This window comes from Pseudomonas sp. ASL4 (assembly GCF_056680395.1).
Genome location: NZ_CM155280.1, coordinates 5333598 through 5357993 on the forward strand (window position 1 = coordinate 5333598; position 24396 = coordinate 5357993).

General features: G+C 60.4%; 25 protein-coding genes. 18 read left to right on the forward strand and 7 right to left on the reverse strand.

Translation table 11 applies throughout. The features are described from left to right. The first annotated feature begins 184 nt into the window (after positions 1-184). The 3 genes from paoA to paoC are packed head-to-tail and all read left to right on the forward strand — an operon-like array spanning position 185 to position 3971. Complete coding sequence (gene paoA / locus AC1MEW_RS24125; RefSeq protein ID WP_322268189.1) at positions 185-826, forward strand: aldehyde dehydrogenase iron-sulfur subunit PaoA; 642 nt, start codon at positions 185-187, stop codon at positions 824-826. After that, entirely contained in the window at positions 823-1779 is a 957-nt protein-coding gene (locus AC1MEW_RS24130) for an FAD binding domain-containing protein (RefSeq protein WP_480423822.1), read from the forward strand. Before paoA ends, AC1MEW_RS24130 begins: the two co-directional genes overlap by 4 nt. Then, entirely contained in the window at positions 1776-3971 is a 2196-nt protein-coding gene (gene paoC, locus AC1MEW_RS24135; protein ID WP_480423823.1) for an aldehyde oxidoreductase molybdenum-binding subunit PaoC, read from the forward strand. Before AC1MEW_RS24130 ends, paoC begins: the two co-directional genes overlap by 4 nt. Before the next feature lie 5 nt (positions 3972-3976). Here the strand turns inward: paoC and AC1MEW_RS24140 are convergent, their stop codons facing one another. Then, positions 3977-4381: a (R)-mandelonitrile lyase gene (locus AC1MEW_RS24140; RefSeq protein WP_480423825.1), complete on the reverse strand. Its 405-nt coding sequence runs from the start codon at positions 4379-4381 to the stop codon at positions 3977-3979. Between the two features lie 100 nt (positions 4382-4481). Between AC1MEW_RS24140 and AC1MEW_RS24145 the strand changes: the two genes are divergently transcribed. Further along, positions 4482-5375 carry a LysR family transcriptional regulator gene (locus tag AC1MEW_RS24145; protein ID WP_480423826.1) on the forward strand — a complete coding sequence of 298 codons (894 nt, stop codon included), beginning with the start codon at positions 4482-4484 and terminating at the stop codon, positions 5373-5375. 406 nt (positions 5376-5781) lie between these two features. Further along, complete coding sequence (gene chrA / locus AC1MEW_RS24150; protein WP_201256673.1) at positions 5782-7128, forward strand: chromate efflux transporter; 1347 nt, start codon at positions 5782-5784, stop codon at positions 7126-7128. 51 nt (positions 7129-7179) lie between these two features. On the opposite strand, the gene AC1MEW_RS24155 is transcribed toward chrA, so the two are convergent. Further along, the gene (locus tag AC1MEW_RS24155; protein WP_480423827.1) at positions 7180-7698 is read right to left on the reverse strand and encodes an SgcJ/EcaC family oxidoreductase; all 519 of its coding nucleotides are present in this window, start codon (positions 7696-7698) and stop codon (positions 7180-7182) included. Positions 7699-7871: 173 nt separating this feature from the next. Here AC1MEW_RS24155 and AC1MEW_RS24160 point away from each other — a divergent pair, with 173 nt between their 5' ends. From AC1MEW_RS24160 to AC1MEW_RS24175, 4 genes are read left to right on the forward strand one after another with little or no spacing between them, the layout of a single operon-like run. Continuing rightward, positions 7872-9056, forward strand: a complete 1185-nt coding sequence (locus AC1MEW_RS24160) for a sensor histidine kinase (protein ID WP_201256671.1) — start codon at positions 7872-7874, stop codon at positions 9054-9056. Further along, positions 9053-9706: a response regulator gene (locus AC1MEW_RS24165; protein ID WP_480423828.1), complete on the forward strand. Its 654-nt coding sequence runs from the start codon at positions 9053-9055 to the stop codon at positions 9704-9706. The genes AC1MEW_RS24160 and AC1MEW_RS24165 overlap by 4 nt, the downstream gene beginning before the upstream one ends. After that, positions 9703-12024, forward strand: a complete 2322-nt coding sequence (locus AC1MEW_RS24170) for an ATP-binding protein (protein ID WP_480423829.1) — start codon at positions 9703-9705, stop codon at positions 12022-12024. The genes AC1MEW_RS24165 and AC1MEW_RS24170 overlap by 4 nt, the downstream gene beginning before the upstream one ends. Beyond that, positions 12021-12470, forward strand: a complete 450-nt coding sequence (locus AC1MEW_RS24175; protein WP_201256668.1) for a response regulator — start codon at positions 12021-12023, stop codon at positions 12468-12470. The genes AC1MEW_RS24170 and AC1MEW_RS24175 overlap by 4 nt, the downstream gene beginning before the upstream one ends. A gap of 201 nt (positions 12471-12671) precedes the next feature. On the opposite strand, the gene AC1MEW_RS24180 is transcribed toward AC1MEW_RS24175, so the two are convergent. Beyond that, entirely contained in the window at positions 12672-13460 is a 789-nt protein-coding gene (locus tag AC1MEW_RS24180; RefSeq protein WP_323570336.1) for a DeoR/GlpR family DNA-binding transcription regulator, read from the reverse strand. 166 nt (positions 13461-13626) lie between these two features. Between AC1MEW_RS24180 and AC1MEW_RS24185 the strand changes: the two genes are divergently transcribed. The 4 genes from AC1MEW_RS24185 (at position 13627) to AC1MEW_RS24200 (ending at position 16921) form a co-directional block, all read left to right on the forward strand. Further along, the gene (locus tag AC1MEW_RS24185; RefSeq protein ID WP_201256666.1) at positions 13627-14391 is read left to right on the forward strand and encodes a COG4705 family protein; all 765 of its coding nucleotides are present in this window, start codon (positions 13627-13629) and stop codon (positions 14389-14391) included. A gap of 28 nt (positions 14392-14419) precedes the next feature. After that, positions 14420-14854: a hypothetical protein gene (locus AC1MEW_RS24190; RefSeq protein ID WP_201256665.1), complete on the forward strand. Its 435-nt coding sequence runs from the start codon at positions 14420-14422 to the stop codon at positions 14852-14854. A 70-nt stretch (positions 14855-14924) separates the two neighbouring features. Next, positions 14925-15590: a response regulator gene (locus AC1MEW_RS24195; protein WP_201256664.1), complete on the forward strand. Its 666-nt coding sequence runs from the start codon at positions 14925-14927 to the stop codon at positions 15588-15590. After that, entirely contained in the window at positions 15566-16921 is a 1356-nt protein-coding gene (locus tag AC1MEW_RS24200; RefSeq protein WP_201256663.1) for an ATP-binding protein, read from the forward strand. The genes AC1MEW_RS24195 and AC1MEW_RS24200 overlap by 25 nt, the downstream gene beginning before the upstream one ends. Positions 16922-16928: 7 nt before the next feature. On the opposite strand, the gene AC1MEW_RS24205 is transcribed toward AC1MEW_RS24200, so the two are convergent. Then, positions 16929-17411, reverse strand: coding sequence for a GNAT family N-acetyltransferase (locus AC1MEW_RS24205; protein WP_480427324.1), 483 nt, complete (start codon positions 17409-17411; stop codon positions 16929-16931). 78 nt (positions 17412-17489) lie between these two features. Continuing rightward, the gene (locus AC1MEW_RS24210) at positions 17490-18161 is read right to left on the reverse strand and encodes an ATPase (RefSeq protein WP_201256661.1); all 672 of its coding nucleotides are present in this window, start codon (positions 18159-18161) and stop codon (positions 17490-17492) included. A gap of 197 nt (positions 18162-18358) precedes the next feature. On the opposite strand from AC1MEW_RS24210, the gene AC1MEW_RS24215 reads away from it, so the two are divergent. The 5 genes from AC1MEW_RS24215 to arsH all read left to right on the forward strand — a co-directional run bounded on the left by AC1MEW_RS24215 (position 18359) and on the right by arsH (position 21957). Then, positions 18359-18892: an NADPH-dependent FMN reductase gene (locus AC1MEW_RS24215; RefSeq protein ID WP_480423831.1), complete on the forward strand. Its 534-nt coding sequence runs from the start codon at positions 18359-18361 to the stop codon at positions 18890-18892. A gap of 210 nt (positions 18893-19102) precedes the next feature. After that, positions 19103-19450, forward strand: a complete 348-nt coding sequence (locus AC1MEW_RS24220; protein ID WP_201256659.1) for a metalloregulator ArsR/SmtB family transcription factor — start codon at positions 19103-19105, stop codon at positions 19448-19450. A gap of 24 nt (positions 19451-19474) precedes the next feature. Beyond that, entirely contained in the window at positions 19475-20764 is a 1290-nt protein-coding gene (locus AC1MEW_RS24225) for an arsenic transporter (RefSeq protein WP_480423833.1), read from the forward strand. A 14-nt stretch (positions 20765-20778) separates the two neighbouring features. Beyond that, positions 20779-21249, forward strand: a complete 471-nt coding sequence (locus AC1MEW_RS24230; protein WP_201256657.1) for an arsenate reductase ArsC — start codon at positions 20779-20781, stop codon at positions 21247-21249. Positions 21250-21261: 12 nt separating this feature from the next. Beyond that, positions 21262-21957 carry an arsenical resistance protein ArsH gene (gene arsH / locus AC1MEW_RS24235; RefSeq protein ID WP_201256656.1) on the forward strand — a complete coding sequence of 232 codons (696 nt, stop codon included), beginning with the start codon at positions 21262-21264 and terminating at the stop codon, positions 21955-21957. A 224-nt stretch (positions 21958-22181) separates the two neighbouring features. Here the strand turns inward: arsH and AC1MEW_RS24240 are convergent, their stop codons facing one another. Further along, positions 22182-22604 (reverse strand): HD domain-containing protein, encoded by a 423-nt coding sequence (locus AC1MEW_RS24240; RefSeq protein ID WP_201256655.1) that lies wholly within the window; start codon positions 22602-22604, stop codon positions 22182-22184. A gap of 33 nt (positions 22605-22637) precedes the next feature. Next, positions 22638-24257, reverse strand: coding sequence for a bifunctional diguanylate cyclase/phosphodiesterase (locus AC1MEW_RS24245; protein WP_322268180.1), 1620 nt, complete (start codon positions 24255-24257; stop codon positions 22638-22640). Positions 24258-24396: the final 139 nt, after the last annotated feature.

Consider the following 24396-nt stretch of genomic DNA (forward strand, 5'->3'; position numbering starts at 1 on the left):
GATATACCGCTTTCGCGAGCAAGCTTCGCTCTACAGTTCTGACGATTCATGAGCCCTACGCATAACTCTATAGACGAATAACGCAAAAACATTTCGCTCGCGCGCAGGTCACTCTTATTAACGAGTACCGCCATGGCGCAGGCACGTTGCTGCGCGAAAAACGCCAGATAGAGGAATCGACCCCATGGACGCCCGTGAGCAGAAGCCGATTTCCCGCCGCACCTTTCTAATTATCGGCGCCGTGACCGCGACGGCCATCGCCCTGCCGCCCTTCATCTGCGCGCAAGCCAGTGCCGCCAACGCCGCGCGGCCGGTCCTGTCAAAACTGTCCATCGAGGTCAACGGCGAACTGCACGACATGGACCTCGATACCCGTACCACCCTGCTCGACGCGCTACGTGAGCACCTCCAACTGACCGGCACCAAAAAGGGTTGCGACCACGGCCAGTGCGGCGCCTGCACGGTGATTGCCGATGGTCGGCGGATCAATTCGTGCCTGACCCTGGCGGTCATGCACCAGGGCTCGAAAATCACCACCATCGAGGGCCTTGGCAGTCCTGAAAAACTTCACCCGATGCAAGCGGCCTTCATCAAGCACGATGGTTACCAGTGCGGGTATTGCACGCCGGGGCAAATCTGTTCCGCTGTCGCCGTGCTGGAGGAAATCCGCCAAGGGATTCCCAGTCATGCCAGCCCCAGCCTTACCGAACCACCCCGGCTGATCGCCAGTGAATTGCAGGAACGCATGAGCGGCAATATCTGCCGCTGTGGTGCGTACTCCAACATCATCGAGGCCATCACCGACGTTGCGCAGGCTAGCGCATGAGACCCTTTACCTATTCTCGCGCCCAGTCCCCAACCGAAGCCGCGGCATTGGCAGCGCAGATCAACGGCTCGCAGTTCATTGCCGGCGGCACCAATCTGCTGGACCTGATGAAGCTGAACATCGAGACGCCGACGCACCTGATCGACGTCAATGGCCTTGCTCTTGACCGGATTGAAGCCACGCCTGAGGGTGGTTTGCGAGTCGGAGCACTGGTACGAAACACCGACCTGGCTGCCGACCCGCGGATCAGAAAGGACTATGCGGTGCTCTCCCGCGCCCTGCTCGCCGGCGCTTCCGGCCAGTTGCGCAATGTCGCCACCACCGCCGGCAACCTGCTGCAACGCACCCGTTGCCCGTACTTCTATGACACGAATCAGGCCTGCAACAAGCGCCAGCCCGGCAGTGGTTGTTCGGCCATCGGCGGATTCAGTCGCCCGCTCGGGATCATCGGCGTCAGCGAAGCCTGCATCGCCACCCATCCCAGCGACATGGCGGTAGCAATGCGGCTGCTCGACGCACAGGTCGAGACAGTCCGCCCGGACGGCAGCACCCGAAGCATTCCGATTGCAGACTTGCATCGCCTACCGGGCAATACACCGAACATCGAAACCACCCTCGGCGCGCACGAGTTAATCACCGCCGTCACGCTGCCCGCACCACTCGGCGGCACGCACATTTACCAAAAGGTTCGCGACCGCGCCTCTTACGCCTTCGCCCTGATCTCGGTGGCTGCGGTCATTCAGAACGATGGCTCAGGCCGTATCGCGCTCGGCGGCGTCGCGCACAAACCCTGGCGCAACGAGAGCGCCGAAGCCGCCATGTCCCAAGGCGCAAAAGCGGTCACGGCGCAGTTGCTCGCCGGGGCCACACCCACCGATCAAAACGCCTTCAAGCTGACGCTGGTCGAGCGCACGCTCGCTTCGGTGATGGCGCAAGCGAGGACTCACGCATGAAGTTCGAGACCCCGGCCGGCACCAACCCCATCGACCAGATGAAGGTCGTCGGCAAGCCAACGACACGTATTGAAGGGCACTTGAAGACCACAGGACGCGCGCCTTACGCCTACGAACACCACGACGTCGCCTCGAACCCGGCTTATGGCTTCGTGGTCGGCTCGGCCATCGCCAAGGGCCGCATCACATCGATGAACCTTGAAGAGGCGAAGTCTGCGCCGGGGGTGATTGCGATTGTCACCGCCGCGAATGCGGGAAAACTCGGCAAGGGCAAATACAACACCGCAAAACTGCTCGCCGGACCCGACATCGAGCATTATCACCAGGCCGTCGCATTAGTCGTGGCTGAAACCTTCGAACAAGCGCGGGCCGCCGCGCAGTTGCTCGACATCACCTACGCCAGTACCGACGGCGCCTTCGATCTCGCCAGCATTCGCGACTCCGGTTTGGAACCCAAGGATATGCCAGATGTTGTCCACGGCGATTTCGAGGGCGCATTTGCCGCCGCGCCGGTGCAACTGGATGCGACCTACACCACCCCCGACCAGGCCCACGCGATGATGGAGCCCTTCGCCTCAACGGCGGTCTGGAACGGCGATCAACTGACGGTATGGACCTCCAATCAAATGATCGACTGGGCCGCTACCGACATCGCGACCACATTGGGCATGCCAAGGAAAAACCTGCGGTTGATCTCGCCCTACATCGGCGGCGGTTTCGGCGGAAAACTGTTTCTCAGGGCTGATGCGGTGCTCGCCGCCCTCGGCGCGCGTATGGCCGGCAGGCCGGTGAAAGTGGCGCTGACCCGGCCACTGATGTTTAACAACTCGACGCACCGTCCCGCCACCATTCAACGAATCCGTATCGGCACCACGCGCGACGGCAAAATCACCGCCATCGCCCACGAAGGCTGGTCGGGCGACTTGCCCGGCGGCAAAGTCGAGCGGGCTGCACAGCCAAGCAAATTGCTGTACGCCGGGGCCAACCGCGTGGTTTCCATGCGCCTCACCACCCTCGACCTGCCTGAGGGCAACGCCATGCGCGCACCGGGTGAAACCCCGGGGTTGATGGCACTGGAAATCGCCATGGACGAAATGGCCGAGAAACTGAACCTCGACCCCATCGAGTTCCGCATCCTCAATGACACCCAGGTCGACCCGACCAATCCAGAACGGCGTTACTCGCAGCGGCAACTGATCGAATGCCTGCGCACCGGCGCCGAACAGTTCGACTGGAGCCAGCGTCACCCACAACCTGGCACACAACGTGACGGTCGCTGGCTGATCGGCATGGGTGTCGGCGTGGCTTTTCGCAATAACAATCTGGTGAAGTCCGGGGCACGGGTTCGGCTTGATGGCCAGGGCACGGTGACCGTGGAAACCGACATGACCGATATCGGCACCGGCAGCTACACGATCATTGCTCAGACGGCAGCGGAAATGATGGGCGTGCCGCTGGACAACGTGGTCGTGCGCCTGGGCGATTCGAGCTTTCCGGTGTCGTCCGGTTCTGGCGGCCAGTTCGGCGCCAACTGCTCGACGGCGGGCGTCTATGCCGCTTGCGTCAAGCTGCGCGAAGCGGTCGCGCGACAGATGGGCCTGAACGCAGAGGATGCGCTGTTCACCGATGGCCAGGTGCGCGCCGGCGATAAAAGCGTGCCGTTGCGCGATGCCGCGCAGGCCGGAGAAATAGTCGCCGAAGACTCGATCGAGTTTGGTGATCTGGCCAAACAGTTCCAGCAATCGACCTTTGGCGCACACTTTGTCGAAGTCGCAGTCGACAGCGCCACCGGGGAAATCCGCGTACGCCGCATGTTGGCCGTGTGCGCCGCCGGGCGAATCCTCAACCCGACCTCGGCGCGCAGCCAGGTGATCGGCGCGATGACCATGGGCGTGGGCGCGGCGTTGATGGAAGAGCTGGCCGTGGACAAACGCCAGGGCTTTTTCGTCAATCACGACCTGGCTGGCTACGAGGTGCCGGTGCATGCGGACATCCCGCATCAAGAAGTGATTTTCCTCGATGAAACCGACCCTTATTCGTCGCCGATGAAGGCAAAAGGTGTCGGCGAACTGGGGTTGTGCGGCGTCAGTGCGGCCATCGCCAACGCGGTCTACAACGCCACCGGCGCAAGGGTTCGGGAGTATCCGATCACGCTGGACAAGATCCTGGATAAATTGCCCGCGATGATCTGAAGGGGTTATTGCGCGGCAGGGTATTGCGTGTCGCTGACCTGCTCCATCCAGTCCACCACTTTGCCGTCCTGCACTTCGGCAATCGCGATGTGGGTCATGGCGGTGGTAGCGGTGGCGCCATGCCAATGTTTCACATGGGGTGGAATCCATACGGTGTCGCCCGGCCGGACTTGTTGAACGGGTTTGTTCAATTCCTGCACCCAACCCAAGCCTGCGGTGACGATCAACGTCTGCCCTAGCGGATGAGTGTGCCAAGCCGTACGGGCACCGGGTTCGAAGGTGACTGTGGCGCCGCTGACCTGAGCCGGTTCGGTGCCTTTGAACGGCGCATCGACACGCACGGTCCCGGTGAAATAGTCGGCGGGGCCTTTGGCCGAAGGTTGAGAGCCATTGGGGGTAACGGTCAGCATCGGGGTCTCCTGAGCCTATGAAAGTGCGTTCAATCTATCAGCCGCGTATTCTCCTGATTAGCCGCTACAATTCGAAAAGACTTATGAGGGGGACTCATGGATGTTGCGGGAAAACGCCAATGATCTGCTCGCCTTCCTGGCGGTTGCGCGGGAGCGGAGTTTCACCAAGGCCGCCGCCAAACTGGGGGTTTCACAATCGGCGCTGAGCCATACGATTCGTGGCCTGGAAGCGCGACTGGGATTGCGTCTGCTGACCCGCACCACCCGCAGCGTGTCGCCGACCGAAGCCGGGCAACGGCTGATGGAAACCATCGGCCCGCACTTCGAAGAAATCGAAATTGAGCTGGCGGCCCTCAGCGACCTGCGCGACACACCGGCCGGCAATATTCGCCTCAACGCGATGGACCACGCGCTGGAGTTCATCCTGTGGCCGGTGTTGAAACCGTTCCTGGCGAAATACCCGGACATCTCGGTCGAAGTCTGTTGCGACTACAGCTTTGTCGACATCGCCGCGCAAGGTTTCGATGCCGGTGTGCGCCTGGGCGAAGACGTCGCCCAAGGCATGATCGCCACCCGTATCGGCCCAGACATGCGCATGGCCGTGGTGGGTTCGCCGGCCTACTTTACCGACCGCTCGAGTCCCCAGACACCTCGCGACCTGACTGAGCATCAATGCAACAACCTGCGGCTGCCCACCAACGGTGGCTTGTACGCCTGGGAGTTTAAAAAGGCCGGGGAAAGCCTGAATGTTCGGGTGTCTGGCCAGGTGACGTTCAACGGTGTTTATCAACTCCTGAACGCGGCGCTGGATGGATTCGGCTTGAGTTACATCCCTGAAGACCTGGTGGCGCCGCACCTGGCGGATGGCCGATTGGTGCGAGTGCTTGAAGATTGGTGCCCACAGTTTGCCGGTTTCCACCTCTACTACCCGAGCCGCCGGCAGGCGTCACCGGCGTTTGCGCTGTTGCTGGATGCGTTGCGTTATAAGGGCTGAAGCGCCCCACACCTGAGCATTCACCAAAACCTGTGGTGAGGGGGCTCGCCCCCGTTCGACTGCGAAGCAGTCGCAATACCTGCTTGCACGGTAAGACTGGAAGAATGCCGGGGCCGCTTCGCGACCCAACGGGGGCAAGCCCCTCGCCACAGGGTTTGCCTGGCTAGAGTTCTCACAGGTGGCTCGATTCATGAGCCACCCTAATAGGGTAAATGCCTTTTAGCTGACTAATCTCTGAACCGCCGGGCCTCTAAAATGGCGCACCGCGCTGCCATTTCGAGAAGTCCGCCCCTGCCCGACACCCACGACGCCCACCTCACGCCCCTAGCCGACTATCCGACTATCCGAACCGGCCCTTCCCCGCTACTGTAAGCAACCCGCCGGTCTCTGAAAAAAGGCTCCTCTCTTGAGTGACGTACTCGAACAGGCTCAACCAAAACCTCAGGCAATTCCCCTGCGCGAAGCCTTCCTCTTCTGGCTCAAACTCGGTTTCATCAGTTTCGGCGGCCCGGCCGGGCAGATTTCGATCATGCACCAGGAACTGGTCGAGCGCCGACGCTGGATCTCGGAGCGGCGCTTTCTGCATGCACTCAACTACTGCATGCTGCTGCCGGGCCCGGAGGCGCAGCAGTTGGCGACCTACATCGGCTGGCTGATGCACCGGACCTGGGGCGGCGTGATTGCCGGTGTGCTGTTTGTGCTGCCGTCGCTGTTCATCCTGATCGGGTTGTCGTGGATGTACATCGCCTTCGGCGACGTGCCGGTGGTGGCCGGGCTGTTTTATGGAATCAAACCCGCGGTGACTGCGATTGTGCTGCAAGCGGCCCATCGAATCGGCGGACGGGCGCTGAAGAACAACTGGTTGTGGGGCATCGCGGCGGCATCGTTCGCGGCGATTTTCGCCTTCAATGTGCCGTTTCCGTTGATTGTGCTGGGGGCTGCGGTTATCGGTTATCTCGGCGGACGTCTGGCGCCGGAAACGTTCAAGACTGGCGGCCACAGTGCAGCGCAAAAATCCTACGGCACGGCATTGATTGATGACGACACCCCGACACCTGAACATGCGCGTTTCAGCGCGATAAAACTGTTGCGACTGTCCGTCGTCGGCGCCGTTTTGTGGCTGGTGCCAATGGGCATTCTCACCGCGCTGTTCGGTTGGGATGGCACCTTTACCCAGATGGGCTGGTTCTTCACCAAAGCCGCATTGCTGACGTTTGGCGGCGCCTACGCCGTGCTGCCGTATGTGTATCAGGGCGCGGTCGGCCATTACGGCTGGCTCACGCCGACGCAGATGATCGATGGCCTGGCACTGGGCGAAACCACCCCCGGACCGCTGATTATGGTGGTGGCGTTCGTCGGTTTCATCGGGGGTTATGTGCAACAGGTGTTCGGTGCCGACCACGTGTTTCTGGCCGGCGCTCTCGCCGCCACGCTGGTGACCTGGTTCACGTTCCTGCCTTCATTCCTGTTCATCCTCGCCGGCGGACCGCTGGTGGAATCGACGCATAACGAACTGAAATTCACCGCACCGCTGACCGCGATTACCGCCGCTGTGGTCGGGGTAATCCTCAACCTGGCGTGCTTTTTCGGCTACCACGTGCTGTGGCCGAATGGCTTCAGCGGTCACCTCGACTGGCCTTCGTTGCTGATTGCCATTGCGGCAGCGATTGCGTTGTTTCGCTTCAAGCGCGGGGTGATCGAGGTCTTGATCGGCTGTGCGCTGATCGGTCTGGCCGTGCACCTGTTGCGCTAGCGGATCGCAAAAAGCGTCCACCCTCGAAGGGTATGGACGCTGGGTTCACGATCACTTCGACGCGTGTTGCGCCTGCGCTTCCGGCATTGCCGAAGAGTGGTGGTTGAGAATCTTCCACTGACCATCGACCTGTTCGTAAACGAAGGTGTAGCGCGCCTGCACATGCTTGGTCTTGTCGGTTGGCTCGGTCAGGGTGAAGGTGTAGACGCCGCTGTCCATGGCCACGTTGCTGCCCAGTTGGCGGATCTCGCGGTAGTTGATCTGGCCCACCGGTTTCAACGGCAGGAAGTGATCAAAGTAGTCCTTGATCTCTGCGGGCGTGGTGCGCACCTGATTGGACACCGTCGGTTGCAGCACAGCATTCGGTGCGTACAGGGCGGTCACACTCTGCGCATCGCCGGTTTTCAAGGCGCTGTTCCAGCGGTCAAACAGCCCAGCGATTTCCCGGTCTTTGGCATTAACCGGCTGTTTGGCGACCGACCGGTAAACGTGCGGGGCCGGCTCTGCTGCGTGTGCAAACGGGGCGCTGAGGGCAAAAAACAGGGCGATGGCCGGGATCTTCAATTTCATTACGATGCTCCAGGGGTGGTCGATGAGCACACTTTGCCGACTCGCCAAGCGTGCGACATCGGCCAACCGGAGTCATTTGCCTATGCCATTCGGCAGATAGCGCCCGCCCCCGTTAACAAGGTTTAATGACTTTCCCGTGCGCCCGCGGGCCTGTCTAAATCCGGAGCCGAACCATGCAAAGCCCACCGCACGACCCCGGTAGCGCCCTGTCCTTTCGCACTGAGTATCGACAATCCCAAAGTCGCGCGGCGCGCCTGCGATTGTTGGTGGACACCGGGCAAGCGTTGACCCAACTGGCCCCGGACGCCATGCGCCAATGCGTGTTGGCCCGGGCTTGCGCGTTCCTTGCGATGGACCACGGGCTGCTGCTGGAATGGGACGCCGGCGGCCGCGTCAGTATCACCGCCCGACATGGCAGCCTCGATCAAGTGAACAGCCTGGAAGCGGTTGCCGACAGCACAATGCGCACGCCGTGCTGGCAGGATCGTCCGGGGGATGCCTTGCCCAACGTGCTGCGGGTGCCGTTGCGCGGCGGCGACGGCAATGCCTTTGGCGCACTGGTGCTGGCCAACAGCGTCAGCCTGCGGGCGCCCGACAACGAAGACATCGAATCCCTGCACTTGCTCGCCACCCTGCTGGCCGCGCACCTTGAAAACGATCGACTGCTGACGACGCTCAAGACGCGGGATCGCACGCTGTCGGACCTGGTCAACCGGTTGTTTCGCGCCCAGGAAGACGAACGCAAACGCGTGGCCTACGACCTGCATGACGGCTTGGCCCAAACCCTCGCCGGGCTGCACCAGCGCCTGCAAGGTTTTGCCGGACGCTGCCCGACACTGCCGGACACCTTGGGTGCAGACCTGCAGGCCATTTTGGCGCTGGCCCAGCATTGCGTGGTGGAAGGCCGGCAACTGATCGGCGGCTTGCGTCCGACAGTGCTCGACGATTTCGGTGTGCTCAAAGCCGTCGACAAAGAAGCCGATCGCCTGCGCGATGCCGGGATCAGCGTGCAATGGGTCACCCGCTGCGAGGCGCGGTTGCCCAGCCAGGTGGAAATCGCCTTGTTCAGGATCGCCCAGGAAGCGATCAACAACATCCTCAAACACGCGCACGCCAGCCACGCACAACTGGCACTGGAACTGCACGAAGGCCAGGCCTTGCTGCGGGTGGACGACAACGGCAAAGGGTTTGCCGTCGAACAACGCCTCGACACGGCCGGCGCCCGGCACTTGGGGCTGGCGGCCATGCAGGAGCGCGCGAGCCTGCTGGGCGGGCAACTCACCTGTGTCAGCAGTGCCGAATGCGGAACGCACCTGCGCGTCAGCGTACCTTTTGACCTGAATGGAACACCGCAATGAGCCAAGCCTTACGCCTGGTGCTGGCCGACGATCACGAAGTCACACGCACCGGTTTCGTCGCGCTGCTGGCCGGTCATCCGCAATTCGAAGTGGTTGGTCAGGCCCGTGATGGCCAGGAAGCGGTCGAACTGTGCGAACAGCTGCTGCCCGACATCGTCATCCTCGACATTCGCATGCCGGTGCTCAACGGCCTCGGCGCCGCACGCCTGCTTCAACAACGCCTGCCGGCATTGAAAGTGGTGATTTTCACCATGGACGACAGCCCCGATCACCTCGAAGCGGCGATGAATGCCGGCGCCGTGGGCTACCTGCTCAAAGACGCCAGCCGTGATGAAGTGATCGACGCCTTGCAGCGGGTCGCCGCTGGCGAAGAAGCCCTGAATAGTGCAGTCAGCGCCCGTCTGCTACGGCGCATGACCGAGCGCAATGCCAGTGGCAGCACACCGTCCGAAAACCTGACCGCACGGGAACGCCAGGTCCTCGCGCTGGTGGCCAACGGTATGAGTAATCGTCAAATTGGCGAGCAACTGGGGATTACCACCGGCACCGCCAAAGCCCACGTCGAACGGGTCATTGGCAAACTCGGGGCGGCAGATCGGACCCAGGCTGCCGTGCGCGGAATTGCGTTGGGCCTGGTGACTCAACCATGAAGGTGTTTTACGCCCGACGCTGGGCCGATCTGCCACTGCGGGGCAAAGCCCTGGTGGTGATTTCCCTGCCGTTGGTGGTGCTGTTGTTGTCGCTGGTGCTGATCTACATCACCGAGCGCCAGACCGCCCGCGCCGAAGAAGACGTGCGTCGGGTGTTGCTGGTTCAAGGCGACATCCAGACTGTGCACACCCTGCTCGCCGAAGCGGCCGCCAGCGTGCGCGGCTACCTGCTGACCCATCGCGAAGATTTCCTGCCGGGTTACCTGAAAGCCAAGCCGCTGATCGAATCAGCCCTGCGTCGGCTCGACAGCAACGTGCGCGATGAACGGGTGCGCGCGCAGCTCACCGCGATCACGCCGCTGATCAACAACAAAGTCGAAGGACTGGAGGAAATGCTCCGTGATCGCGACGCCAGACCCGAAGCGATCACCAGCATCCTGATCAGCAACAAACACATCCTCGACGAATTGCGCGAACACATCAGCACCATGCTCACCCTTGAGGACACGTTGCTGGCCGAGCGCACTGCCGCCGCGTCTGCGACCCGCCAACGGCTGTTGTTCTCGACGTTACTGGCGGCCCTTTGCGGACTGTTTGGCGCCATTGTCGCGGTGCTGTTTTTGTCCAAGGGCATCGTTGCCCGAGTGCAGAAAGTCCAGGGTAATGCCCAACGCCTGGCCCTCGGTAAGCCGTTGCTGCCGCAACCGCCGGAGAACGATGAGATTGGTCAGTTGGGCACCCGCCTGGTGGAGGCCGGCCTGCTACTGGCCGAACGCGAGCGCGCATTGCGTGACAACGAAGAACGCTTGCGACTGATCATCGACGGCGTGAAGGACTACGGGATTTTCGCTCTCGACACCCGAGGCTATGTCACCAGTTGGAACGCCGGTGCCGAGCGGATCAAGGGCTACACGGAACAGGAAATCATCGGCCAGCATTTCTCGGTGTTCTACCTCGCGCAAGAGTGCCCGCAGCATCCCGACATGGCCCTGCGTGAGGCCACGCGCAACGGTCACTACATGGAAGAAGCCTGGCGCATTCGCAAGAATGGCAGCCGCTTCTGGGCCAGCGTGGTGATTACTGCGCAATACGACAGCAGCGGAGCGTTGCGTGGGTTCTCGAAGATCACCCGGGACATTACCGACCGCCGCGCCGCCGAAATTGCGCTGCGCACCGCCCGCGAAGAAGCCGAGCGCGCCAGCCGGGCCAAAAGCGAATTCCTCTCGCGCATGAGCCACGAACTGCGCACGCCGCTGAACTCGATCCTGGGTTTTGCGCAGTTGCTGGACATGGATTCGCCGCCCGGGCAAAAGGCCCAGATCGGTCACATCCTGCGCGCCGGCCAGCACCTGCTGACGCTGATCAACGAAGTGCTCGACATTGCCAAGATCGAAGCCGGACGCCTGCCACTGAACATCGAGTCGGTGCCCTTGGCGATTGCGCTGCAAGAAGCCCTGAATCTGGTCTCACCGATGGCCGCCGACGCTGGCATCCATCTGGTTCCATTGCCGACGATGGCCGCTGACCAAGCAATCGTCGCGGATCGACAACGCCTGACTCAGGTGTTGCTGAACTTGCTGTCCAATGCCATCAAGTACAACCGGCCTCAGGGTCAGGTGAGTATCGAGGTCGCGATCGATCAACAACGTATTGCCGTGTCTGTGAGCGATACCGGCAAGGGCATTGCGGCTGATCGTTTGGGTCAGCTGTTCAAGCCCTTCGAACGCCTCGAGACCGACCCGAACGTGGAAGGCAGCGGCCTCGGCCTGGCGCTGAGCAAGAACCTACTGGAGATGATGAACGGCAGCCTGAACGTGCAAAGCCAACCCGGCGCCGGTTCCCGATTTACCTTGGAATTGCCCTTTGTGCGCCTGCAGCAAACCGCCGCTGCTGCGCCCGTCGAGCAGCCACCACTGACCCCCACCCTCGCCGGCCCTGACATTCAGGGCAAGGTGTTGTGCATCGAAGACAACCTCTCTAGCCTGGCGCTGATCGAAACCTTGCTGCAACGCCGGCCGGGGATAAAGTTGCTGTCGAGCATGCAAGGCCAACTGGGGCTGGACCTGGCCGCGCAACACGCGCCGCGATTGATTCTGCTCGACGTCTCACTGCCGGACATCGACGGGCTGAACGTTCTGCAGCGTTTGCGCCAGTCGGTGATCACCCGGACCACGCCGGTGCTGATGATCACCGCCGACGCCAGCGACCTCACCCATTTGGCCTTGTGCGAAGCCGGCGCGACGGCGGTTCTGACCAAACCGATTCACGTCCCCTCGTTCCTCGCCCACCTCGACCAGTATTTTCCGGAGCCCGTGTGAACACCGACCTGCGCATTCTGATCATCGACGACCAACGGCCCAATCTCGATCTGGTGGAACAACTATTGGTGCGCGAGGGACTGACCAACGTGCTGAGCAGCACCCAGCCGCTGCGAACCCTGGACCTGTTCAACAGCTTCGAGCCGGACCTGGTCATTCTCGACCTGCACATGCCGGAGTTCGATGGCTTTGCGGTACTCGAACAACTCAACCGACGCATCCCGCACGGCGAATACCTGCCGATCCTCGTGCTCACCGCCGACGCCACCCGCGACACTCGCCTGCGCGCCCTGGCGTTGGGCGCCAAGGACTTCATCAGTAAACCGCTGGATGCCCTGGAAACCATGCTGCGGGTATGGAACCTGCTGGAAACCCGTGCCCTCTACAAAACCTTGAGGACGCTGATCCCGGCAGAGCAGATCGAGTTGCTGCGACATAACCGCTAAACCTGTGGCGAGCGAGCTTGCTCGCGCTTGAGTGCGCAGCACTCACAAAAATCGGCAGCGGTTTATAGACGTTGGGGCCGCTGCGCAGCCCAACGGGAGCAAGCTCCCTCGCCACAGGTTATTCAGCGTTCGCTCTGTTTGTTAACTGGCTGACTCACACAACCTGACTTAACGGCTCAGAGGTTGAATGCTCGAGGCGCTTCATGCGTCCATCTGCACCACTTCGATCCCCAGCCGTCGATAAGACTCGATATCGCCCGAGGCCACATGACGCTCGGTGATCAGCGTATGGATGCGCCCGCAAGGCGCGACAACAAAGGGTTCTACCGCACCCAGCTTGTCCGCCGTGGTGACGGCCACCACATGGGCAGCGCTGTCGAGCATCGCCTGCTTCACCGGCACCTCATCGAAATGCAGCGAGCTGATGCCGACGTCGGGGTGAATCGCGCACACACCGGTGAACACCAGATCAGCCTTGATGCCCTGAAGCAATCGCAGGGTTTCATGCCCACTCGCCGACATCGTGGCCGGGTTGAGCTGACCGCCGGCCAGAATCACTTTGATGCCTTTGTATTCGGCCAGGGTGATCGCGATCATCGGTGAAGCCGTGACCGCAGTGATGGTGATGTCTGCTGGCAGCGACCGGGCGATCTGCAGCGTCGTGGAGCCGGAATCGAACATCACAATCTGGCCATCCTGCACGCGCCGGGCAGCAAATTGCGCGAGGTTCGTTTTCACCTCATCGGTTTCGCCGACCCGGGTGAAGAAGTCCTTGCCGGTGTCCTTGGGTCGCGGCAGCGCCCCGCCATGCACCCGCTGCACCAGGCCGGCGTTGTCCAGTTCTGCCAGATCGCGGCGGATGGTGTCTTCGGACACAGCGAAATGCTGACTGAGCTCGGACGCCATGACCTTGCCGTCACGCTCCAGGATCAACAGGATTTTCTGCCGACGCAACGAAGGAAGCTCGGCGATGGAATGCTGACCTTGCATGGTAATGCCTGCTTTTGCGGGTTTATGCGAGATTAGCCAAAGCGCCAGGCAAACACAATTCAGCTGCACCACCCGATTAATTTCCCGCGCCTCAGTCTCAGCTAAGTTTCGGCCCGTAGCCTCTCCCTCACGCACTTAAAGCACTTGCTCAGGAGAGACAATCCAGATGAATCCGACCCTAGCCGGCTGGCTCAACAAAGTCCCCGAGGTCACCCTGTCGTTCTGGGTGATCAAGATCATGTCCACCACCGTGGGCGAAACCGGCGCCGATTTCCTGGCCGTCGATGCCGGCTTCGGTGCGGGCTGGACCAGTATCGGCATGGCGGTCCTGTTGGCGATCGCGCTGTTCTGCCAACTGCGGACCAAGGCCTATACACCCTGGATTTACTGGTTGACCGTGGTGCTGGTGAGCATCGTCGGCACGCAGATCACTGACATCCTGACCGACAAGCTCGACGTCAGCCTGTACACCAGCACGGCGATTTTTTCGGTGCTGCTGGCGGTCAACTTTTGGGTCTGGTACCGGGTGGAACACAGCCTGTCGATCCGCGAAATCGTCACGCCACGGCGCGAGCTGTTCTATTGGGCAACCGTACTTTGCACCTTTGCCCTCGGCACCGCGGCAGGTGACCTGGCCACCGAAGCACTGGGATTGGGTTTCACCCTCGGCGCGGTAATTTTCGGCGCGCTGATCGCCGCCACCCTGTTGGCCTGGCGCTTGGGCGGCAATGTGGTGCTGACCTTCTGGATCGCCTACATCCTGACCCGCCCATTCGGTGCGTCCCTGGGCGACTTGCTGACCCAGGCCAAAACCTATGGCGGCCTCGGCATGGGTGCCATGTGGACCAGCGCGCTGTTCCTCTGCGTCATCGTCATTCTGGTCGCCGTAGCGCAAATGAGCGTCGGCAATCGTAAAGCAATCACTCAATAACTCATTCAAAAGCCATTAAGGAATCACCATGCGCCACGTTCAAAACCTCATTCGTCACGTGTGCATTGTCTCGGCCATTTTCATGCTGAGCATCGCCACCGGTTGCTCGAAACCGGCCGACAAACCCAAGGCCGATACGACTTCGGCGGTCGAGATGACCCAGGGTTCGGCCTCTAAACTGGGCGACTTGTCCGAGTTCCGCAACATCGCCGCCGACGTTGCCGGCCTGGTCGACAAAAACGATCTGCCCGCCGCCAAGGCCCGCATCAAGGACCTGGAAACCTCCTGGGACTCGGCAGAAGCCGGCATCAAGCCCCGCGCCGCGAGCGACTGGCACGTGGTAGACAAAGCCATCGACCGCGCCCTCGATGCCGTGCGTGCCAGCAGCCCGAAGCAGAGCGACTGCAAAGCTGCGATGGATGACTTGCTGAAGGCTTTCGACTCGATGAAAGGGAAGCAGTAACCGGGCACAGATGCTTCAATACAGGCGCGCGGGTCATGACCCTCGCGCCTTTTTTTTGCCGGAGCGGGACATGCGGATACTGCTGGTCGAAGACGACCCGATGATTGGCGATGCAATCCACGGTGCACTGAACGATGCGAGTTATGCCGCCGACTGGGTGAAGAACGGCCTCACCGCCCTGGCGGCGCTGGAGACTCAACACTACGACCTGGTGCTGCTCGACCTCGGTTTGCCCGGCAAGGACGGCCTCGACGTGTTGACCCGCATTCGCGCCAACAACAATCCCGTGCCGTTACTGATCATCACCGCCCGAGACAGCCTCGACGACCGGCTGCGCGGCCTCGATGGCGGTGCAGACGACTACCTGCTCAAACCCTTCGACATGGCCGAGTTGCTGGCGCGCATGCGCGCGGTTTTAAGGCGCAAGGGCGGCAGCGCCCTGTCCGTGCTCGACAACGGCGTGGTGTCGCTGGACTTGGTCAGCAAAGAAGCCTCGACCGCAGAGAGTCCCGGCGTGCAGCTTTCGGCCCGCGAGTTCGCCCTGCTGCAGGCGTTGTTGATCCGGCCGGGCGCGATCCTTTCGCGCAGCGAACTCGAAGACCGCCTCTATGGCTGGGGCAATGAAGTGGAAAGCAACGCCGTGGAGTTTTTGATCCATGCATTGCGGCGCAAGTTGGGTAGCCAAGTCATCAAGAACGTTAGGGGTGTGGGATGGATGGTTTCAAAAAACGCTTGAGCGAATCGGTACAACTCAGGCTGTCCGTCACCCTGTCGCTGGCGATCCTGATCGTCGCGATTGTGGCCGGCGTCTTTGCGTTCATTTCCGCGTTCGACGAAGCCCACGAAATGCAGGATGACACCTTGCGCCAGGTGGCCGTGCTGTTTGATCGGCAACACATGACGCTGAAATATCCCGAAGGCAAAGGCATTGCCGGCGACGATGAAGAATCCCGGCTGATCATTCAGCACCTGGCCGATGGCAACAAAGCCTCCGGTAACGATGACGACACTGCACCGCTGCCCTTCCCGACGACGCTGGCCGATGGCTTGTCCACGGTGAATGTCGGCGGCGAAGCGTTTCGCGTGCTGGTCAGGACCACCGCCCGTGGCGAACGCATTGCCGTTGGCCAGGAAACCGGCGCCCGTGACAAGGACGCCCGCGAAAGTGCCTGGCGCAGTCTGCTGCCGTTTTTGATTTTATTTCCGGTGCTGTTGCTGGTGGTCGGCGACCTGGTGCGCAAGCTGTTTCGACCCATCGCGACACTCTCTTCTGAAATCGATCAGCGCGCCGAGCAGGAACTGCATCCAATCAACGAAAGCCATTTGCCGACCGAGATCCGGCCCTTTGTGGTGGCGATCAATCGCTTGCTCGAACGTGTGGCGAATGCGATGGAAACCCAGCGCCGCTTCGTCGCCGACGCAGCCCACGAACTTCGATCACCGCTGACCGCCCTCTCCTTGCAGGCCGAACGCCTGTCTGGCGCCGATATGTCGGCCGTGGCCCATGAGCGTCTGGTGCCATTGCGCCGGGGCATTGAGCGCGGCAGAAACCTGATTGATCAACTGCTGACCCTGGCCAAGGTGCAAGCCGAAACCAGCGCGCCGACGTCGCCGGTTTCGGTGCATGAGGTCTATCGTCGAGTGCTGGAAGATCTGTTGCCGCTGGCCGATATAAAACACCTCGACGTTGGCGTCGAGGGTGAGCAAGACGTGCGAGTACTGATCAACGAAATGGACCTGATGACACTGGTCAAGAACCTGGTGGACAACGCGATCCGCTATACACCGGAGGGTGGCCGGATTGACCTTTCTGTGGTCATGGATAACGGCACGGCGCTGCTGCAGATCAAGGACTCGGGGCCAGGGATCGCGGTGGAAGAGCGAGCGCGGGTGTTTGATCCGTTTTATCGCAGCCTGGGGACCGATGAGGCTGGGTCCGGGCTGGGGTTGTCCATTGTTCAGGCGATTGCGCAGCGTACCGGGGCACGGGTTAGCCTGGGCTTCGCCGATGAGGTACAAAACCGCGGTTTGCGTGTGTCGGTGTGGTTAAACGTAGCCAACGGATGACCGCAGGCTAATCGGCTGGACGAGTTGCAGGAACGCTCGGCCGAACATAGTAATGGTCGAATTCAGCGCTTTCCACGAATTGGAAGCCATGGCGGATGTAGAAGCGGTTGGAAGCGCTTTCCTTGAGCGCGCCCACCCTGACAGGCAGCGCGGCTGCATCCGCCTCTTGGAAAACATGAGCAAGAACAGCGGCGCCAATCCCTGATCCCTGCGCCCCCGGTTTCACATACAAGTGATCAAGCAGCAGTTCATTGAGGTGATGCTTGACCACCACAAAACCAACCCGCTCACCGGCCACTTCGATGTGACGTGTGCTAGTGGGGTCAAAGCCGCTGGCAAAACGTTCACGCGCACGCACCGGATCAAATCGCCCGACGCGCTCGAGGCTTTCGCGCATGGCCTCAATTCGAATGGCGACAAGTGGGTCCAGGTCGTTTTGTTGAGCAGGGACCAGAACAAGCGACGGATTTTGATCAGGTGATACGGGCATCATTTGCGCTCTGACTATCATGATGGGCAGCCAGTATCGTGCAAAACTCCTGAGCGCAACAGCCAGATAACCGCATCCTCAGTTGTTCGCCACCTGAGCCACATTGCCCGAGGTCACCAACGCTTTGAGCGACGCATCGAACTGCTTCAAGGCGTTCACTTGCAATGCGGTTTGCTGGTCGATCTGCGCAGCAATCTCCGACGCTGCTTTGCCGTGAACCCATACCGAAGGCATTTTCTGTTCACGGGAGCCTTCGGCCTGGCCGATGTATTGCAGGTTCGAATCGTAGAACTTGGCGAGGAACCGTGCTTCGACCTGATCATTGCGTTTGCTGACCAGACGGCTGTAGGTGTCAAGCATCACCACCACGTCCGGGTGCGCTTGCACCAGTGCGTCGAGGTTGTCGTAGACGGTCACCGAGGCGAATTCTTTTTGCAGCGAACTCATCAGCCAGTTGATCGCCAGTTTCGGATCAGAGCTGCTGACGAACGCGTTGCTGATGCGCGAATCGAGTGCAGGGTTCTTGCTGCCGTTCACCGCAACAGAATGGTAACGCTCAAGGTATTCGATAGTGTTGACGGTGTTTTCGCTGTAGAGCACACCCACCGACTGGGAATGCTTCAGGTTGGCGCTGCTGTCGCCCATCGGCAGGAAATGGCAGGCTTGTGGGTCGCCAGCGTAGGCCGGGGCGGTGGCGGCAAAACCGCTGGTCAGTACGGCGATAAGGGCCAAAACAGTTGAGATTCTCATCGCGCAGGTTCCTTCAGAAGCGAGATCGGTATAGCGCTATCCTCCTCCGTTGCTGGAAAAACGAAACTCGCTTTTTTTGATGATGACTATCGATTGGACGAATGGTTGGCGAAGGGGCGAGTACTGGGTGGGGCGATGGCAGTCATGTCTGCCTCGTGCGAAACTCCACCGACTTATAAATCACGGATGGTGTTGAAATGGTGCATTTGCTTGCGGTCTCAGGAAGTCTGCGCCAGGCCTCTTCCAACTCGATTTTGCTACGTGCAACCGAGCTTTTGCGCCCCAAAGGGGTCTTGATCACGCATTACGAAGGGATCGGTGAGCTACCGCACTTCAACCCGGACTTGATTGAACATCCTCCTGAGAAAATCCTGGAATTACACTCGATTATCGCCCAGACCGATGGGCTTCTGATTTCATGCCCGGAATACGCTCGAGGGATTCCGGGCTCGTTCAAAAATATGCTCGATTGGCTCGTCAGCAGTGAAGCCTTCCCGGGCAAATCGGTCGCACTTTTCAACGCCTCGCCCAGAGCCAGCCATGCGCAGGCCGCACTGCGGCTGGTTTTAGATACGATGTCAGCTCGCCTCATTGAGGAAGCGTCAATTACGGTTAACCTCCTGTCCACCCAGTTGAGTGCCGAAAGCATTGCCGATGATCCTGTGATGGGCCCACAGATCAGTACGGCGCTTGGGGCTTTCCAAAAACACCTCGAAAATCAGGATCTTTAATGCCGAAGGACTTGAGGTAAACGGAAGATCAGGAAGGTTTCGAATAGCAGCGACAGCTTTTTCGATGTGCTGATTCAAACCCGGTCATTTGTCGTTGCGTACATTTCACTCCAGCGAGAGGAGTCCTGCCTCAACTCAAACAAAAAAGCGTCTTGCGCAATACATATGGATATCCGTATATTCGGATTTCCACACATTATAGGCAGCCCCATGCTCAGCCCTCCAGCCATCTATAAATGCCTGTCCGACGAGACCCGCGCCCGCGCCACCCTTCTGATCACCCGTGAAGGCGAGTTATGCGTCTGCGAGCTGGTCTGTGCCCTGGACGACAGTCAGCCGAAGATCTCTCGTCACCTGGCACAACTGCGGGCGTGCGGCTTGCTGCTTGATCGACGCCAGGGGCAATGGGTGTATTACCGACTCAATCCCGAACTGCCTGCCTGGGTACGCGCTGTCCTTGAGACCACGCTGCAAGCCAACGCCGACTGGCTTGAAGAAAACAGCGCCCGGCTCAGACAGATGGGCGACCGGCCTCTCAATACTGCAGCGTGCTGCTGACTCTCTTACTCATCGAGCGCTCTCATGTTGGCTGCGGTTTCGATTTTTCTATTCACCATTGTCTTGGTCATCTGGCAACCCAAGGGCTTGGACGTTGGCTGGAGTGCATCGTTGGGTGCCATTCTGGCGCTGGCCACAGGCGTGGTGACGCTGGACGACATTCCACTGGTGTGGGGCATTGTCTGGAACGCGACCGCCACGTTTATCGCGGTCATCATCATTAGTTTGTTGCTGGATGAAGCGGGCTTCTTTCAGTGGGCTGCTTTGCATGTGGCGCGTTGGGCCAAAGGCGATGGTCGTCGCCTGTTCGCTTTTACGATACTGCTTGGCGCCGCCGTATCAGCCCTGTTTGCCAATGACGGCGCAGCACTGATTCTGACCCCGATTGTTATCTCGATGCTGATCGCGATGCGCTTTTCGCCGGCGTCTACGTTGGCGTTTGTCATGGCCGCTGGCTTTATCGCCGATACGGCCAGCCTGCCGCTGGTGGTGTCGAATCTGGTCAACATTGTTTCGGCCGACTACTTCGGCCTGGGCTTCAGCGAGTACGCCTCGGTGATGGTGCCGGTCAACCTCGTGGCAGTGGCTGCCACGCTGGGCGCGCTGTACGTGTTTTTCCGGCGCGATATACCGCGCAGCTACAACGTCCAAGAGCTTCAAGATCCGCGTCTCGCGGTGCGAGACCCGCTGACGTTTCGAGTCGGCTGGTGTGTGTTGGTCGTGTTACTGGTCGGCCTGTTTGCACTGGAGCCGCTGGGCATTCCCATCAGTGCGATTGCCGCCGTCTGTGCTGCCGCGCTGTTCGCCGTGGCTGCACGCGGCCATGTGATTTCGACGCGGCGGGTGTTGCGCGAGGCGCCGTGGCAAGTGGTGATCTTTTCGCTGGGCATGTACCTGGTTGTTTATGGACTGAAAAACGCAGGCCTGACCCTCTACCTGACCACAGCCCTGAACTACCTGGCCAACTACGGCGTGTGGGGCGCCGCGCTGGGAACCGGCTTTCTGACGGCAGCGCTGTCCTCGGGCATGAACAACATGCCCACGGTACTGGTGGGCGCGCTGTCCATTCAGGCGAGCGACGCCACTGGCGTGGTGCGCGACGCCATGATCTACGCCAACGTCATCGGCTGTGACCTGGGACCAAAAATCACCCCGATCGGTAGCCTGGCGACGCTCCTCTGGCTGCACGTTCTAGAACGTAAAGGCCTGCGTATTACCTGGGGCTACTACTTCAAGGTCGGTGTCGTGCTGACCGTGCCAATCCTGTTCATCACCTTATCCGCCCTGGCCCTGCGCCTCGGCTTGTCCGCCTGACAAAAGGAGTCTCCATGCGCATTCTGTTCATGTGTACCGCCAATAGCTGCCGCAGCATCCTGTCCGAAGCGATGTTCAATCACCTGGCGCCAGAAGGTTTCGAGGCGGTCAGCGCCGGCAGCTTTCCCAAGGGCCAGGTCTTGCCGCGCAGCCTGACCACACTGCAAGAAGCCGGCATCGCCATTGATGGCTTGAGCAGCAAAGGCAATGACGCCTTCGAGGGCAACCCACCGGACATCGTCATCACCGTCTGCGACAAGGCCGCCGGTGAGGCCTGCCCCGTGTATTTCGGGCCGGCGTTGAAAGCCCACTGGGGACTGGAAGATCCGTCGGAGGTCACGGGGGACGAAGCGGCCGTATCCGCCGCCTTTCACTCGACCCTGGCGCGAATCGAAACCCGTTGCCGGGCGTTTCTGGCACTGCCCTTCGCCCAACTTGATCGCGATGCGCTGAAGCGTGAACTCGACCGCATCGGCACGCTGTAACTGGAGCGCCTCATGACTCACCCGCTGCCCAACCTCGACCCATCACTGACTCAACCCATCGCCACCGATCAAAACGGCCAGCACAAACCCCGGATTTTGCTGTTGTACGGTTCAACCCGCCCCCGCTCTTTCAGTCGATTGCTGGTCGAGGAAGCGGCGCGTTTGCTCGAACACTTCGGCGCCGAGACGCGGATTTTCAATCCATCCGGTTTGCCGCTCCCGGACGACGCACCGAACGACCACCCGAAAGTCCAGGAACTGCTGGAACTGATGCAGTGGTCGCAAGGCCAGGTCTGGTGCTCACCGGAGCGCCACGGCTCCATGTCTGCGGTGTTCAAGGCTCAAATAGACTGGGTGCCGCTGGCCATTGGCGCGATTCGCCCGACCCAGGGCAAGACCCTGGCGGTGATGCAGGTGTGTGGCGGTTCGCAATCCTTCAACGTCGTTAATCAACTTCGCGTGCTGGGGCGCTGGATGCGGATGTTCACCATCCCCAATCAATCCTCGGTCCCGAAGGCCTATCTGGAATTTGACGAAGGCAACCGCATGAAACCCTCAGCGCTTTATGACCGGGTGGTGGACGTGATGGAGGAGCTGGTGAAGTTCACGCTGCTGCTTCGGGATCGTCCGGATCTGGTTGACCGCTATTCGGAGCGCAAGGAGTCAGCTGAAGAACTGACCCGGCGCGTGAATCAGCGGTCGATTTGATGAGGAAATCGGGATTGGAGCAGCGCTTTCAGGACACAACTTGGCGAGTCTACGCCTTTGCAGCGTGCGACAAAGGTATGGGGAGAGTTGAACAGGTCCTGTGGTGCAATGAAAACCTGTGGCGAGGGAGCTTGCTCCCGCCGGGCTGCGTAGCGGCCCTTGAAGGCGGTTGCTGCGCAACCGAACGGGAGCAAGCTCCCTCGCCACAAGGTTTGGCGTAGCGCTTAAGAGCGTAGAACTCCGATCGCCCGCCGATACTTCTCGATCCGTTCCAGATCTTCCCAGGACGGTTGCGCAATCCGGGACAGGTCGCTGTTCTCTTCCAGATCCGCGAGTTTGACCACCCGGCCAATCGGGTTCAACGCCGCACGCTCGACGAATGCCTCATAGGATTCCCCCGGCACCTTGGTGACCGAGGCAATGGCCGTCAGCACCGTTTCGCTGAAGCCTTCTTGCCGCAAGTCTTCGAGGCTGATGCCGGTGTCTTCAACCACGTCATGCAGCACCGCGACGATCCGCTCTTCCAGGGTGTTGACCCGCAGCATGACTTTCAGCGGATGCAGGATGTAAGGCGCCCCGCCCTTGTCGACCTGTCCCGCATGGGCGGCAGCAGCGATGGCAATGGCTCGTTCCAGGGTCTGGGTCATCTTGGTGCTCCTCGGGTTAAACGTCGTAGCGGCCTAAAGCTTGTAGGTCAGATACCGACCGCGCCCGGTTTTCTTGGCCTGGTACATCACTCGATCAGCGGCCAGCAACAGTTTATCGGCAGAACTCTGCCCGTCTCCCAGCGCGATACCAATCGAAACGCCGACGATGCACACCGAGCCGGAGATAAAAAACGGCGCGGCCAAGGCATCGATGCATTGCGTCGCCACGCGGGTCAATGTCTCTTCGGCATTGTCGCCGAGGTCATTGAGCAGCACCACAAACTCGTCTCCGCCGATGCGGGCCAGGGTATCGCTCACTCGCACGACAGCTGAAAAACGCCGCGCTACCTGCCGCAGAACCTCATCGCCAGCCTCGTGCCCGAGGGAATCGTTGATGTGCTTGAACCCATCAAGGTCCATAAACAACAAGCCCACCTGCGTCTGGTTGCGTTGTGCCTGGGCCAACACCAGCCTAAGCCGGCCGGAAAGATAATGCCGGTTGGTTAACCCTGTCAGGGTGTCGTGATGCGCGATCTTTTTCAGTTCGTCCTGCTTGTCATTCAACTTGACCAGCAAACGATTGAACGCCGAGATCAAGTGCCCGACTTCATCATCCCGAACAACCGCCAACGGCGCGTGCGGCAATTCATCTCGGGTCATGCGGTCCGCCTGGGCGGCAGCACTAAACAGATGACGAAAGACAAAGTACAAACCGATGGAGGCGAACGTGGCAAAAAACAGAATCGATAAAAACGCACCCTTGATCAAAAAGTGCTGGGTTCGATCCACGGTGGCAAACGCTTCGCTGGTCGGCAAACGGGCAACTATGAACCAACCGGCGCTTGGGACAGAAGCCATCGCCGCCACCTCCTCGACACCCTTGGCGTTGAGCGTTATCCCGGCGCCGCGAAACCCGGCCATGGCTCGATCGTGCAGCGCATTGATGCCGGGAGACGACGTTGGCTTGAGCTGCACATTCAGTGTCGAGGTGTCGACAAACAACTTGCTGTCCGGGAACACCAACAGGAAATCACTGGCGGCGTCGCCCACGCGGCTTTGAAGCAACGAATCAAGCAGCCCTGAAGCACCCAGCGCGGTCACGCCAACCAGCACAGCCTGGACCTCACCGCCGGCATCCTTGATGGGCGCCGACATCGGCAGGATCGGTGCTTTAGTGGCGCGCCCCATCCTCGGCTGTCCGATAAACGGACGCCCCGCCAACCCCGCCTGAATGTAATCACCGTCAGGGTAATCGGTATCCAGGACGGGATAGTTCGCAAGTAAACGCCTTTTTGTGTTCACGATGAACAAGTCTGCGGTGAACAGCGTTTGGTCGTCGTAATGCTCTTTCAGCCACGCTTTCAGCCGTTCGGGCTGCGTCAGGAGATCAGCCGGGACGGTGGCGGCAAGATGCTCCAACAACTGCTGGCGCTGAACAATTTTGTTATCGATATCGCGGGCGACGTAAGTGGCCAGCGTTAACTGCTGGCCCTCCACCACTGCGCTCAAATCTTCGCGCAAGAAGTTGGTCAACACGTAATAGCGCACCACGGCACCGAAAATGACGATGCACAACGCCAATATCAGCAGTCGCGTGACGATGCTGTTACCGATGCGGGCGAGATTCAGGGGCGCGTGATGATGTTTTGGCATCACCGGAGTGTATCCGAGAGTGCCGCGCTTTGGAGGGGTTTTCCGGTAGCGTTGCAGCCCCCGTTCAGGTCAGCGCTCACTTCGCAATTGCTCTTCAATCCACCCGATCAGCGCGCGCACCTCAAGCCGACCTTCCCCA

Coding starts and splice junctions, on each gene's coding strand:
- paoA (WP_322268189.1), top strand. CDS start 185: ATGGACGCCCGTGAGCAGAAGCCGATTTCCCGCCGCACCTTTCTAATT.
- AC1MEW_RS24130 (WP_480423822.1), top strand. CDS start 823: ATGAGACCCTTTACCTATTCTCGCGCCCAGTCCCCAACCGAAGCCGCG.
- paoC (WP_480423823.1), top strand. CDS start 1,776: ATGAAGTTCGAGACCCCGGCCGGCACCAACCCCATCGACCAGATGAAG.
- AC1MEW_RS24140 (WP_480423825.1), bottom strand. CDS start 4,381: ATGCTGACCGTTACCCCCAATGGCTCTCAACCTTCGGCCAAAGGCCCC.
- AC1MEW_RS24145 (WP_480423826.1), top strand. CDS start 4,482: ATGTTGCGGGAAAACGCCAATGATCTGCTCGCCTTCCTGGCGGTTGCG.
- AC1MEW_RS24155 (WP_480423827.1), bottom strand. CDS start 7,698: ATGAAATTGAAGATCCCGGCCATCGCCCTGTTTTTTGCCCTCAGCGCC.
- AC1MEW_RS24160 (WP_201256671.1), top strand. CDS start 7,872: ATGCAAAGCCCACCGCACGACCCCGGTAGCGCCCTGTCCTTTCGCACT.
- AC1MEW_RS24165 (WP_480423828.1), top strand. CDS start 9,053: ATGAGCCAAGCCTTACGCCTGGTGCTGGCCGACGATCACGAAGTCACA.
- AC1MEW_RS24170 (WP_480423829.1), top strand. CDS start 9,703: ATGAAGGTGTTTTACGCCCGACGCTGGGCCGATCTGCCACTGCGGGGC.
- AC1MEW_RS24180 (WP_323570336.1), bottom strand. CDS start 13,460: ATGCAAGGTCAGCATTCCATCGCCGAGCTTCCTTCGTTGCGTCGGCAG.
- AC1MEW_RS24185 (WP_201256666.1), top strand. CDS start 13,627: ATGAATCCGACCCTAGCCGGCTGGCTCAACAAAGTCCCCGAGGTCACC.
- AC1MEW_RS24190 (WP_201256665.1), top strand. CDS start 14,420: ATGCGCCACGTTCAAAACCTCATTCGTCACGTGTGCATTGTCTCGGCC.
- AC1MEW_RS24195 (WP_201256664.1), top strand. CDS start 14,925: ATGCGGATACTGCTGGTCGAAGACGACCCGATGATTGGCGATGCAATC.
- AC1MEW_RS24200 (WP_201256663.1), top strand. CDS start 15,566: ATGGATGGTTTCAAAAAACGCTTGAGCGAATCGGTACAACTCAGGCTG.
- AC1MEW_RS24205 (WP_480427324.1), bottom strand. CDS start 17,411: ATGCCCGTATCACCTGATCAAAATCCGTCGCTTGTTCTGGTCCCTGCT.
- AC1MEW_RS24210 (WP_201256661.1), bottom strand. CDS start 18,161: ATGAGAATCTCAACTGTTTTGGCCCTTATCGCCGTACTGACCAGCGGT.
- AC1MEW_RS24215 (WP_480423831.1), top strand. CDS start 18,359: ATGGTGCATTTGCTTGCGGTCTCAGGAAGTCTGCGCCAGGCCTCTTCC.
- AC1MEW_RS24220 (WP_201256659.1), top strand. CDS start 19,103: ATGCTCAGCCCTCCAGCCATCTATAAATGCCTGTCCGACGAGACCCGC.
- AC1MEW_RS24225 (WP_480423833.1), top strand. CDS start 19,475: ATGTTGGCTGCGGTTTCGATTTTTCTATTCACCATTGTCTTGGTCATC.
- AC1MEW_RS24230 (WP_201256657.1), top strand. CDS start 20,779: ATGCGCATTCTGTTCATGTGTACCGCCAATAGCTGCCGCAGCATCCTG.
- arsH (WP_201256656.1), top strand. CDS start 21,262: ATGACTCACCCGCTGCCCAACCTCGACCCATCACTGACTCAACCCATC.
- AC1MEW_RS24240 (WP_201256655.1), bottom strand. CDS start 22,604: ATGACCCAGACCCTGGAACGAGCCATTGCCATCGCTGCTGCCGCCCAT.
- AC1MEW_RS24245 (WP_322268180.1), bottom strand. CDS start 24,257: ATGCCAAAACATCATCACGCGCCCCTGAATCTCGCCCGCATCGGTAAC.